General features: G+C 41.2%; 10 protein-coding genes. 7 read left to right on the plus strand and 3 right to left on the minus strand.

From position 1 onward, the window contains the following. Positions 1-4: 4 nt before the first annotated feature. The gene (locus AACW90_RS10415; RefSeq protein ID WP_390233966.1) at positions 5-1489 is read left to right on the plus strand and encodes an NAD(P)H-hydrate dehydratase; all 1485 of its coding nucleotides are present in this window, start codon (positions 5-7) and stop codon (positions 1487-1489) included. Positions 1490-1549: 60 nt separating this feature from the next. Here the strand turns inward: AACW90_RS10415 and AACW90_RS10420 are convergent, their stop codons facing one another. Beyond that, positions 1550-2059: a DUF2301 domain-containing membrane protein gene (locus AACW90_RS10420; RefSeq protein ID WP_390233969.1), complete on the minus strand. Its 510-nt coding sequence runs from the start codon at positions 2057-2059 to the stop codon at positions 1550-1552. 478 nt (positions 2060-2537) lie between these two features. On the opposite strand from AACW90_RS10420, the gene AACW90_RS10425 reads away from it, so the two are divergent. After that, positions 2538-3581 carry a GMP reductase gene (locus AACW90_RS10425; RefSeq protein ID WP_390233972.1) on the plus strand — a complete coding sequence of 348 codons (1044 nt, stop codon included), beginning with the start codon at positions 2538-2540 and terminating at the stop codon, positions 3579-3581. A gap of 216 nt (positions 3582-3797) precedes the next feature. Here AACW90_RS10425 and AACW90_RS10430 read toward each other — a convergent pair whose 3' ends face one another. Further along, positions 3798-5426, minus strand: a complete 1629-nt coding sequence (locus AACW90_RS10430) for an adhesin (protein ID WP_390233975.1) — start codon at positions 5424-5426, stop codon at positions 3798-3800. A gap of 336 nt (positions 5427-5762) precedes the next feature. Between AACW90_RS10430 and AACW90_RS10435 the strand changes: the two genes are divergently transcribed. The 4 genes from AACW90_RS10435 (at position 5763) to AACW90_RS10450 (ending at position 11324) form a co-directional block, all read left to right on the plus strand. Beyond that, positions 5763-5942, plus strand: coding sequence for a hypothetical protein (locus tag AACW90_RS10435; protein WP_390233978.1), 180 nt, complete (start codon positions 5763-5765; stop codon positions 5940-5942). A gap of 408 nt (positions 5943-6350) precedes the next feature. Beyond that, positions 6351-7958 carry an AAA family ATPase gene (locus AACW90_RS10440; protein ID WP_390233980.1) on the plus strand — a complete coding sequence of 536 codons (1608 nt, stop codon included), beginning with the start codon at positions 6351-6353 and terminating at the stop codon, positions 7956-7958. After that, positions 7955-10039: an ABC transporter transmembrane domain-containing protein gene (locus AACW90_RS10445; protein ID WP_390233982.1), complete on the plus strand. Its 2085-nt coding sequence runs from the start codon at positions 7955-7957 to the stop codon at positions 10037-10039. The genes AACW90_RS10440 and AACW90_RS10445 overlap by 4 nt, the downstream gene beginning before the upstream one ends. Then, positions 10032-11324, plus strand: coding sequence for an HlyD family type I secretion periplasmic adaptor subunit (locus AACW90_RS10450; protein ID WP_390233983.1), 1293 nt, complete (start codon positions 10032-10034; stop codon positions 11322-11324). The genes AACW90_RS10445 and AACW90_RS10450 overlap by 8 nt, the downstream gene beginning before the upstream one ends. A 375-nt stretch (positions 11325-11699) precedes the next feature. On the opposite strand, the gene AACW90_RS10455 is transcribed toward AACW90_RS10450, so the two are convergent. Further along, positions 11700-12497, minus strand: a complete 798-nt coding sequence (locus AACW90_RS10455; protein WP_390233985.1) for a sulfite exporter TauE/SafE family protein — start codon at positions 12495-12497, stop codon at positions 11700-11702. Positions 12498-12675: 178 nt separating this feature from the next. Between AACW90_RS10455 and AACW90_RS10460 the strand changes: the two genes are divergently transcribed. Next, the gene (locus AACW90_RS10460; RefSeq protein ID WP_195705173.1) at positions 12676-13314 is read left to right on the plus strand and encodes a Crp/Fnr family transcriptional regulator; all 639 of its coding nucleotides are present in this window, start codon (positions 12676-12678) and stop codon (positions 13312-13314) included.

Here is a 13314-nt window from a genome sequence, read left to right on the forward strand (position 1 = left end):
CATTGTGGTTGATCAGGGAAGGTTTCTTTATACCGCGCAACAAGTAAAAGCTGGGGAAATAAAACTAAGCGCTGAGCTAGGTTTAGACATGTTTGAGTTGATGGAAAGAGCCGGAACGGCAGTATTTGAACATATACAGCGTTGTTTTCCAGACTCTCACAGCATGCATGTTTACTGCGGCTCAGGCAATAATGGTGGTGATGGTTACGTCATTGCACGTTTAGCAAAAGCGGTAGGTTACAACGTCACTTTAGTGCATGTAGGCGAGTTAAGTAAGGTCAAGGGTGATGCAAAAATAGCCCAGGAAAAGTGGGCTCAAGTCAGTGGGAAAATAGAGTCTTTTTCTGATAACACCTTAAAAAAATGTGACCTAATAGTGGATGCATTATTAGGGACAGGCTATGAAGGAAATCTGCGTGAAGAATATGCCCAAGTAATCGCACACATTAATCGAAGTGAAGCGGAAACCATTTCGGTTGATATACCATCCGGACTGTGTCCAGATACCGGTTCGGTGTTAGGTGTATGTGTTGCTGCTAGATATACGGTTTCTTTTATTGGCCTTAAAAGGGGCTTATATACCGGACAAGCCGCTAATTATACCGGGGATATCATTTTTGCGGGGCTGGGTCTCTCTGATGTATTTACTAAATCGGTGCTGTCCAACATTAAGCTCATCTCTCAATCTGATGTTAATGATCATCTGGTTAAACGCGCGCGCGCATCACATAAGGGCGATTTTGGACGTGTACTTTGCTTAGGCGGTGATAGAGGCCTGTTTGGTGCTATTCGTTTAACGTCTGAAGCATGTGCTCGTGTGGGGGCGGGGCTTACTCGAGTCGTCACACAGCCTGAAAATGTACCAGCACTGGTCAGTGCTCGACCAGAGATAATGGTGTTTGATTGGCGCGGAAACAGCAACGAAATAAACGATCACCTATGGTGGACTGACGTTATCGCGCTGGGGCCCGGGCTAGGTAGTTCAAGTTGGGGACGATCGCTAGTTGGCTATTCCAGAACGGTTGAAAAGGCAATGGTTGTTGATGCTGATGGCCTTAACGTGCTAGCAAAGACCCCAGATTTCAATCGACGCCGCGTCATCACCCCGCACCCCGGAGAAGCGTCGAGGCTTCTAAATATGAGCGTACCAGAAGTTGAGCATGACCGCTTCTCAAGTGCTCGAAAGTTGCAGCTGAAATATGGTGGTGTTGTCGTTTTAAAAGGTGCGGGCACAATTATTTATGACGGAGAGTCATATTGGGTTTGTCAAAGCGGGAATCCTGGTATGGCAACAGGAGGGATGGGGGATGTGCTAACGGGTGTAATAGCCGGATTGATAGCACAAGGATTATCTCTGAGCGTCGCGGCTCGTGTTGGTGTTTGGATTCATTCGGTTGCAGCAGACATATGCGTTGAAAAAGAGGGTGAACGTGGCCTCTTAGCATCGGATCTATTTCCCGTAATAAGAAGGCTCGCAAACGGTATATAGCGTTACATATAAAGAGTTAACAAAGAGCGGCTTTAATTATTGAAGCTGCTCTTTGTCGTTTTACACATCATATTTCGTTTTGTCGCCAATATCAAAGTGTCTTGGCATGCGCCACTTGGCGATGCTAACGATCAAAAATAGTAGGGATGATGCGGATGCAAAAACCTTACTTGCGAGATCTGCATCAAACTGCAAACTGAACCATAATGCAGCGAGTATCAAAGGCTGAAATGGCAGTCCAGGTATCTTGAAACAGAAATATTCTTTGTAACAGAGCCCACCAAGCGTGATAAATGCACCACCAAGGCCTATTTCTGGATATCCAAGCAATACACAAATTAAACCGACCCAAGTCGCCATTTGTAAAAGCAGCCGAAAGGGCTTCATGTAAACGTGTAACGATGAAGCGCACATGATGGCACAGACAAAAACGAGATTTTGAATTGGGTAGTCAAGACCCCAAGGTAGTAATGCAATGACTGGAAAGCAAAATGTAAAGCCTAATCGATAGATGATCACGGTTAAATGATCGATCCAATCCATCTCCGATTTGATATGTGGATCTGCCATAGCGAATTCCCTATTTGAGCAATAAAATGGGTTAGAAAGTGCATTGTCTTACTAAATGAGATTTAATTTTTGATGTAAAACAATGAAGACCAAGTTCATTACATAAACTATCGCTGATTCTTGTGTGGTCGCGCGGGTGGTAAATTCAATGGTGAGAAGAAAAACCGTCTTGAATAGAGAGTCTAAGCAATAACTTAACCTATTGTAAGTAAATAAGTAATAACAGTTGTGTGTAAATTAGAAGACGTCTTAGATAAGTTTAGGATATGGAATCTTTGTCAGGATACCACAAAAAAAAGTCAAATATCAGACTTGTCAGCGCGGATTATCGACCTATAATGCTGAAAACCGGAGCGTCTGCCAATGCTCCGGTTTTTTTGTGCCCGAAGCATGAAAACCGACTGCAAAAGGTGATCAGAATGCACCTTCTTTAAGACTAGGTGTTAGGCACATCGTTACTGAAACAAGGAAATGCACAATGCGTATTGAACAGGAACTGAAGCTCGGCTTTAAAGATGTATTATTTCGTCCAAAGCGTTCAACGCTTAAAAGTCGCTCTCAAGTTAATTTAACCCGCGACATCACATTCAAGCATAGTGGCCGTCATTGGTCCGGCGTACCAGTCATTGCAGCGAATATGGATTCCGTTGCAACCTTCGAAATGGCCAAAGCATTAACTGAACATAACGTTATGACCGCGGTTCACAAACATTACACCGTTGATGATTGGAAACAGTTTATTGAAGGTTCGGACTCTAAAATATTAAATAACGTTATGGTTTCTACCGGTACGTCAGAAGTCGATTTTCAAAAGACCATTGATATCATGGCGATGACCGACGATATTATATTTATCTGCGTTGATATCGCTAATGGTTACTCTGAACATTTAGTTGAGTACGTAACGAAGGTGCGTGAACAGTTTCCAGATAAGGTTATCTCTGCAGGAAATGTCGTCACTGGCGACATGGTTGAAGAACTCATTCTTGCTGGTGCTGACATTGTCAAAGTGGGCATTGGTCCTGGTTCGGTTTGTACGACCCGCGTAAAAACGGGAGTAGGCTACCCACAGTTGTCCGCTATTATTGAGTGCGCTGATGCCGCTCACGGCTTAGGTGGTGCAATTATTGGTGATGGCGGGTGTGCATGCGCTGGAGATGTTTCAAAAGCCTTTGGTGGTGGCGCAGACTTTGTCATGTTAGGCGGCATGTTAGCTGGACATGAAGAATCTGGTGGTGAAACGGTAGAAAAGGATGGCAAGACGTTCATGAAATTCTACGGCATGAGTTCCGAGAGCGCGATGGCGAAGCATTCTGGTGGTGTCGCGAAGTATCGTGCAGCCGAAGGCAAAACCGTACTCATCCCGTTCCGTGGAAGCGTTCATGAAACCATTTCAGACATCCTCGGCGGCGTACGTTCAACCTGTACCTATGTAGGCGCAGCAAGGCTTAAAGAGCTAACTAAGCGTACAACATTTATCCGCGTGCAAGAGCAAGAGAACAACGTTTACGGTAAAGAGTAACACTCGTCATAACTGTAAAATTTTGCACAAATTAGGGTCGCTTTTAGCGGCTCTTTTTTTGCCTAAAATAGGGCAAGTGGCGAACTAGGTTATGCAAGAAAGCAGTTTACGTCGTGAAGAGAATGCAACTTTCCTTTAGTCACAAAAAACTCCAATCGATGGAAACATGGATTAGAGTTTTATTGCCGAGCTATCTATAAATTGCATTATCTAAAATTAAGGTGTCATTGAACAAGTAAAGGTAGCCTCAACTAAAGTATCCTCTGTATTCTCACTTGATTCAGTTACCATGGACGCCAAAATAGCGTTCTCTTTCCCTTTGATTTTAACGAAATGGCTTTCCTTAACAGAGTCAGCCTCTTGCCAAATTAAGGTTCCTGATGAATCGACTTTCCATGTAACGTTACTCGTTTCGTCTGCATCGTTATATTTGATAGTACCAATTTCACTTGAACGTAATTGAAGAGAAAAATTGTTATATGGTATGTTTTCACCACCTTTCGTTGTTGTTATAACAAATTGGCAAAGGTCATAATCTTCTCTGAAATTATAAAAATCATCAGAACGTGTAATGGATATTTCATCTAAATCACCAAGCAGAAGAGTAGAACCTGATTCCTCAAGTACATTCACTTTAGTCGTGGTAGAAAAACGACCAATCCGTGCAAAGCTATACGAACCTTCGTCCTGATCAACGAAACTAAGATCCCCCCAAGGATGAACGGTTATGGTTTCGTTTTCTTGATCAGACATATCTTGAACATTGTAAAGTCCACCCTCACCATCAGAATCAACACTTGCACTTAAGGCGTTAAATTTATTTGCTCCGTCTAAACTGTAGGTTCCAAATTCCCCAGAATAGGCTTGCGCCGATCCTTCAGAATAAGACTCTTGGTTATTGGTATGAGCAATAATATATTCAGTCGTTGAGATAAACGTGAGAATATTCCAATTATCATCATCCTCTTCATGCATACTCCATGCACCTATTAATGAGTTATCATCACTAGTAATACGTGTGAAAGTGAACGAGCCTTCCTCCGGAGCCGTAAAGTTAAGATTGTTTTGCTCAACTGAGATAGTAGTAGAAGGGGATAGGTCAGATAATCCACCTGATGAATCAGACTCTCCAGTAACATTAACAAGAAACCCTCCAGTTTCTAGATCCCAAGTATAGGTGCCATACTCGACAGAGCCTGCTTCTTGGTCGCCGTCATCACTGTGTTCGTGAATAATAATGTAGCGGTTCTCATCGATGAAGGTGAGAACATTGCGTTTGTTTTCCCCCTCAGATAATACCCAGGAACCAAGTAGCGTGCTCTTGAAGTGATCTTGCGCATCCTCTTTGCTAACAATAGTCAGACCTAAACCAGATAATTTACCTGCAACATCAGTATCAAAACTTGCAGACGTGATATCTAGTTCACTCGCATCAGCAAATGCTGCAGTGGTGGCGGCATCAATCGTAATTCCATTTTCTGGGTTACCATCTTTATCTAGCGTTTGTAATATTTGCAAGATATTGGTCTGTGTAGTCGGCTCATCGCTCATATCCATAGGCGTAATTATGCCGCTCGCTAACACTGGCGGAAATTCTAAATCGTTAATAAAAAATGTGACCGATTCTCCATCAACATAATCATACTCACCAAGTTCATTCGTTGTGCCTTCTTTTGTTTCAGTTCGATATGAGATACCTCCCACAGGACTATCAACAAACACCCCGGTTAACGTTGCACTGCTCCCTGAATCGTTGTTGTCACTGCTACTATCACTGTTGTTATCACTACCGCCACATCCAACTAACATACTAGTTAACGTAAGCGCTAAAAATAATGTTTTCATTACCTTCCCTTCTATGTTCTGAAATTAGAGATATTTTAAGGCTAAAAATTATCAGAAATTCAAAATGAAAATGAGCCATATTTGCGTTGAATTACTGGCGCATATAGAAGGTCAGTGTGTGATAATAAGATTAGTTATTCATCACCCAAATGGGTGATGAATAACTAAAACATCAGCGTAAATTGAGTTAGATCAATAGTCTGCGAATTATAGGTTACTCCGTTCACTTTTAATTCATGTGTTATTTCATACTTTCTGACAGCCATGCAATGAGTTCAATTGCTTTTTTTTTGCCATGGTTCTGTCTGGATAAGCGAGATAATAGGCACGGGTGAAATGAAATACAGTGGTGTCGCAGAAATTTTATCTGTAGAACAACAGCCGAAAGTATTGAAAGTGAAGCCTGGAACGTTAACGCTTTTCACAGGTCGCAACGCCATACATAGAGTAACACCGACACAAGGAGACAAAACTCGAATGTTGGTTGTCTTGGCTTATAATGCTCGGCAGACGTGAGTTTATCAGAACCGGCAAGAGTGACCTTCTATGGTCGACTTTAATATAGGATGAAAGATAGTAAAGTATTTGTCTTGTTTGAAGCTCAAAGGGACAAGTTCTTTAAATACGGGCTGAAGATAGAACAGATATCGATTAGAGGCAATATCGAATCGATTACTGTACTTGCCTCATTACAGCGGCTTTAATTTAGTGGAGAATGCTTCAACAGCGAACGCTCGTAAATATGAGATCGCTTACTACTCCCTGCATATAAACCGCGTATTATTTACGTCAGTTGTAGTAAATTTTGACTACCTTACCTAAAAATTCTATTTTCAATTAAAGCTATTTGAAGACAGAACCTTACTTGTAATATAGTGAATTGTATACCAATATAACTTTACGCGCATAGATCATGGATGGAGTATGTCTCAATTAGTAACCAACAAAAAGAATACGATTACGCAACTTGTGTTGCCATCGCTTTTAATTAATATTCTTTCATTGGCCGTGCCGTTAACGGTATTACAAATATATGACCGCATATTGCCTAATCAAAGCTACGGTACCGCGACATTATTGATTGCAGGGGCGATGATAGCGGTTTTATTAGAATCGTTGCTTAGATTCATTCGTACCTGGTTACTTTCTGCTGCTGCCAGCAATACAGAAAAGGCCAATTTTTCCTATCTTGTTTCACTTTTAGATAAAGCCACACCAAAACAGCTACTTAACCTAAAATTTGATGGTGTTCAGGACGGATTAGATTCGGTTAGCAAAACGAAAGAACTTCATTCAGGTGGGTTGATTTCAGGGATTATTGACGTGCCTTTCGCCCTGATTTTTCTCTGTTTGGTTGCGTATGTTGGTGGGGAATTAGTCTTGGTTCCTATTGCTGTATGGCTTATCACCTTTATTTTGGTTTGGGGAAGTTCTTTTCGAACCAAGCAATTGAATGAGGCAACAGCAAAACAGGAATCTCTACGTTCTTCATTCCTTATGGTAATGACCAATACGTTGCAGGGTATAAAGCGGCAAGCCGTTGAATCGCGGATCTATAGTCAGTTTAAACGGATCAATTATGAGCGCGCCCTTAGTAAAGCATCAGAAGAGCAACAAAGCGCCTTCGCTCAAGAGTGTATTCAACTCGCATCCTTAGCAACATCAGTAGTATTGGTGATTGTTGGTAGCTTGTGGGTATTGGATGGACAACTAACAACCGGTGGTCTTGCCGCGTGTTCAATTTTATCGGGTCGGGCTGTTGCACCATTAAGTGCGTTGGTTGGTCTGCGTGTAAAGTTGAATGCAATGCACAGTGCTAACCAAGCAATCGAGATGGTGAAAGCGGTAAACGACAATGATGACGAACTTGTTAAGAATCTAAATGTTGATTTTGACATTGGTGTAATTGAGTTGGTTGACGTAATAATTGATCGCTTTGGGCACCAGTATAAAGTATCTGGAGATTATCACTCGGGTGATATCGTTTTAGTACAGAGCGATATCCGGCATATTGCTAGTCATATACTTGCGGCAGTTTCTGGTAACGATGAGGTGATTCATGGGCAGATAACGTCAAAAAATGTCCCGTTTCCTCTTCGTGAAAACATCGCTTATGTGGGAAGTCGTGGGCAACTTTTATTTGGTTCGATATTAGATAACTTATGTGGGTTTGAACCTTCGCGCGCACAATTAGTAAATGATTACGTTAAAGAGCTTGGACTACATTCTGTTATTACACGATTACCTGAAGGGCTAGAAACGAAAGTAGGGATCACACCAAGTAATGTTCTGAGTGATGGTAGCGTAAAGCTCATTAATATTATTGCTCAACTAGCTAATAATAAACAGATAATAGTTTTCGATAAACCTGAGGTTGATCTCGATCTAGCCAGTATGGAAAGCTTGGCCAATAAAATCAAAATAGAGTCTGAAAAAAACAAGATTGTATTCATCGTGTCCCATCACCCACAGTTTATTAACTTGAGCAACAAAGTACTTGCCGTTGACTTAGTGATGGAGACATCAATATGAATGTATCACTAAGTATATGCGCCCAAAAGACATTAAGTGCACTTGAAGTGAATAGTAACATCCAACTATTTGCCAAGCAGTGGATTGATGAAAATGGGCTAGAGACAATAGAAGAGTTGTTTGCTCTTTTTGACCGCCTACAGCTACCCTATAGATTGCTCCCATCCCATAAAGAAGCGTGTAAATCAGAACATCGGCTGTGTCTGTTTGTCACGGGTGACTCAGAGGCCAAGTTGGGGCGTTTCTTTGATGGTAAATATCAGGTGTTAGCACTAGAAACCGAACAATTTGATCTATCTAAAACACCTGAAGACAGTCTTAATAGTTACTACATTTTGATAGACGATGCACCGAAGGAAAAAATCGAGCCCGATTGGGTTGGAGGCCGGCTAGCTGCATTTCGACCTTTAATACCGAAACTTATGCTTGTTAGTTTTTTTACTAATGTGTTTGCGTTGTTCATTCCATTTATCACCATGTCTATCTATGACCATGTTATTGGTGGTGACGCTGGCCATGAATTGGAGGGTATTGCGATTGGTGCAGCACTTCTGTTTGCCATGATGTGGCTTCTACGCGTTCTGAGAAGTAAGGTATTGGCTACTGTCTCGAATCGTATAAGCCGAGAGATTTCTCAAGCGATAGTGCAAAAGATACTTTCTAGTGCATACACCCAAGTGCAAAGTACCGCGTCATCTGCGCAGTATAATCAGACCTTAATGTCAGACCGTATCTCTGGTGTATTTTCAGGGCCATTAGGAAGTGCTTTATTTGATCTCCCATTCGTTATTTTGTTTTTGCTCGCCATTGGTATTCTTGGTGGCTGGTTGGTATTAGTCCCCGCCATATCACTGGTGTGTTATTACTTGCTTGCAAAACGTAATATTCAGAAATCAGTAACGCGTGCTAACCAAGCGACGGTCGCGGGAACCAACCGTCAAAACATGTTAAACGAACTGTCAAGTAAACTCGGTTTTATGCGTAGCGCCAATGTATTAAAACCGTGGAAGGTTCGGTTTGATAAAGCCAATTATTTGGCATCGAAAAATGGTTTTAATCAAGCGACAACTCAAAGCAAGTATACGTCGCTGTATTACGCTATAGGAGTCGGTTCTACCTTAGCAATTATAGGGATGGGTATCGGACTCATCTTTGAGCAAGTCATGACCGCGGGTGGCCTTATTGCTTCTATGATGCTTATTTCTCGAATTACTGGACCTGCCCAACTACTTGCTAATAGCGCAGGTCGATTGCAACTATTACAACAGTCAAAAATCCAAGTGAATCGAACACTAACTCAAAACAGTGACCGTAGTTTTAGCTATCAACATCAAGCATTATCGAAGGAAGCGCCTTCAATAAAACTAGAACAAGTGACGTTACGTTTTCCTAAGCAATCGAAGCCAGCGTTGAGCGGGGTTAGCTTTGAAATTGAGTCCGGTGAAGTCGTGGCGATTATAGGCCCAATGGGAAGCGGTAAAAGCTCTTTGCTTGGTGTTGTTGCTGGTTTACAGTCTGTGCAAAGCGGTGTTGTTGAGTTGAACTTAGTGAACATAAATCAATATGATCCGCAGTTGCTTCGGCACTGGAGTTATTATAGGGCGACGCATCCGGACATCTTGCTTCTAACGGTGCGAGAATGGCTTGATGATGGTAATGGTATTAGTGAAGAAACGATGTTGAATGCGATAAAGGTGGTAGGGGGAGAGCCTTGGTTGAGTTCATTACCTGATGGTCTAGACTCAGAATTAAGCAAACTATCACCTCAAAGTATATTTGATTCATTGGTAGGGTATGAAGCACAAGTATTAATAGACGCAAAAGCGTTGGTACATGACTATCCACTCTATTTAATGGATAACCCGGTTTCTGATTGCCATGAATCAGCAAAAAGTGTTTTTAGCCAATTTATTGAAAGTAAAAGAAGTAAGGCAACCGTTATTTTTACTTCGCACGATCTAGATTTAATAAAGTTAGCAGATAAAGTCATTGTGCTCGATGAAGGAAGTGTTGTTTACGCAGGGCCTGTAAACCAAGCGGAATCAGAAAGCCCACAAGGATTGGAGAGTGTGAATGAGTAATATGTATGGAGATGTGGTTGAATCTCGAAACACCAAGAGATTCCTTTCACTTGCTACGTGGGCTGTTGGTTTTTGTGTCATTGCGTTTGGTACATGGTCGGTGCTAACACAAGTGGATGAAATAGCAAAAGCAAAAGGTTCAGTCATACCGGAAGGTGAGCGGCAAGTGTTGCAGAGCGACATCGGTGGCAAGTTAAAGCGTATTTTAGTCAAAGAAGGTGAATTAGTTGAAATGGGTCAACCATTGGTTGAGTTTGACGCCACCTTTCAACAAACCGCCCTAGAAGAGTTGGATTCACAAAGAGTGACCTTAGAAGCGAGCATTGAAAGAATGAATGCGTTATTGGAAAACCGAGATCCAATTTTCGGCGTGTTTCAAGTAGATTACCCCGAAATTGTCAGCCAACAATTGGCCCAATTAAGCGCTCAAAAAGCACTATACTTTCAAAAACAAATCGTTCTTGAAAAAGAGAGTGAGCAGATTGCGGAGCAACTAAACAGTGTCGAGAAAGCCTTGCCATCTTTTAGACGACAGTTGTCGGCGACCCAGCAAGAGCTTGTGATTTTAGAAAAAGGACAGAAATCCGGTAATATTTCAAAGCTTCGAGTATTGGAAATGAAACAAAAACTCGCGTCTATTGAACAGCAAATTCAGGAAGCGCGTGGTAAAAAAGCGGTATTTCTTAGGCAAGTTGATTCTAATGAGCAGAAAATCGAACAACTATTAGCAGAAGAAAAAGTAGAGGTAAGCGACCTACGCTCCAAAGCTGTGTCTGATTTATCCGCTTTACAAGCTCGGGTTCGGACTGGGCAAGCGAAGTTAAGCAATACGATATTAGAATCACCTTTGCAAGGCTTAGTACAAAGTATACCAAGCACAAAAATTGGTGCAGTTATACCACCGGGCGGTACGGTTGTAGAGATTGTTCCTATTGGAGGAAAAGCCGACTTTAAAGCGCAGCTATCTCCAAGAGATATTGGTTTTGTAAGTGTAAGTCAACCAGCACGTGTAAAAATAGATGCATTTGATTACAGCCGTTTTGGTGCGCTAAAAGGGAGCGTCAAAAGTATTTCACCGACGACATCTCAAGATCAAAAAGGCAATATATTCTATGAAGTATTGATCTCAGTTGAGAAACCTTACTTTCATAATGACCCAGAAAAGTTTGTTATTTTGCCGGGTATGACAGGTGAAGTGAATATTACTACGGGAGAAAAATCAGTTTTCCAATACCTGTGGAAACCAATATATACCAATGTGAGTGTCGCGTTCGGTGAACGTTGATAGCTAACGAGTAGCTATTCGGGTAAATGTACCTAATGAGAGTGAATCGACGACAAAAAAAAGAACGTCATTTAGGCGTTCTTTTTTACGTTTGCAGGTGAATGTAACGTATTCCTAGCGTTCCTCGCCTTAGAAGTGAAGTTAGGTATCTTTTTCCAACAACTTGATGCTCTTACTTAAAGCTGGTGAGTTACCCTGAGTTTTAAACTGGCCTCACAAATACGTTGATGTAATGCGACTTCTTTGAAATGAACTGATACCTTTACTGCAACTTTATTCCTCAAGAAAACAATGATGTTATAATACATTGATGAGAACAAATTAATTTTAACTTGCACAACTTATTAATATTGAGGGTCTAAATTATACAACTTGTTATTGTTTGAATAAGATCATTGCGAGAGAAATAACAATAATGACAAGGGTTAATATATAAACATGTTTATCTTTTATCTTTTTCATTAATCTCATTGATACAGGTACGCCAATAAACGCGCCTAATGACATAAGTATTGCTGTTGTTAAATCGCTTTGTCCGCCTCTGCTATAATTTAGTGCGGTTAAACTGGAAAGAATAAGGGCCATCACTAATGATGATCCTACGGATTTTTTAATTCCGACACCAAGTAAGGTATTAAATGCGGGCAACAACATCACGCCTCCACCAACACCCGTCGATCCCATAATTGTACCGCAAGTGGCCCCAGTTGAAACGGCCACCTTGTTTGAGTGTATACGACCAGATTGTTGGTTAGCGCATTGTCGATATTTATTGTAAATGGAGACTAAGGATACGAGCATTATACCAATGATTGCAAACTCGATAGCGCTGTTAATACTAGAGGATAGGGCGGGAATACTGTAAAGATGGATAATCAATTCAGTGGTTATAAAGGTAGCAGGAAGGGCTCCTAATAGCATCCATCTTAGTGCTTTCCAATCGACATTTCCAACCATGATATGCGAAATGCCAGCGTTCGCTTTGACGATGGAAGAGATAATACTTGCGGTCCCGACAGCCATAATCGTATGCATACCAAATATGACCTGAAGAATAGGAATAATTAAAACGCCGCCACCAACACCTGTTAATCCAAGACATAAGCCTATGAGTGACCCTAATATCACTTTCATTAGGCTATCAACACTGAGTAATATTAATAAGTAATCCACATGATCCTCGTCGCTAATTTGTAATGTGTTGCTATTTATGACGTAATGTTTAAGTCATAATAAATAAAGGAATTGTACTTCGTTGCTAATATGAGGTTATTCTATAGGAGCACGAGGTCATCGATTATGTCGCGTGACATAATTGGAGAATAAATTATTTTTATGCGAATGAGAGACAATGACAATTGAATTAGATGCGGTTGTAAAGCGACTCAGTGAGAATACAAAAATTCATCAAGATAATTTTGAGAAGAATCAGATTATTTATCGTGCAAACCAAATAGCCAACGGATTTTATTTATTGGACTCCGGAATGGTTGGCTTGTATAAGAATACGGAAGCCGGCAAAGAACATTTGATTCGGGTGTATGGGAAGGGTGAGTTTTTCGGTTATCGCTCGTTGTTTAGTCAAGAAGCGTATCACCTTACCACTCGTAGCCTAACACCAAGTAATGTTTACCATATTCATATTTCACGTATCGAAGATCTTTATCAAAACACGCCAGATCTTTTAAACTTCTTAGTTAAATCAGTGTGTAGAGAGTTAGGAGAAGCAGAAAGTAGGCTATCTAATGTGGCTGGCTTTGGTGCGAAAATCCGAGTGCTAGATTCAATTATTGATCTGTTCGGTCGCTTTAGTGATTACCCATGGACGGCAAGAGAGATCGCAGAGTTTTCAGGGACAGAAGCACAAACCGTGATTCGTTTCTGTCGCCTCCTAAAAGATAAGGGATTACTCGATCCAAATATACGTGGTATCGCTCCCGTTAATCTGCATAACCTCTCTCAATTTAGAGCCAAACTCGTCAGCGATTAA

The organism is Vibrio frigidus, from assembly GCF_042465995.1.
Taxonomy (GTDB): Bacteria; Pseudomonadota; Gammaproteobacteria; order Enterobacterales; family Vibrionaceae; genus Vibrio.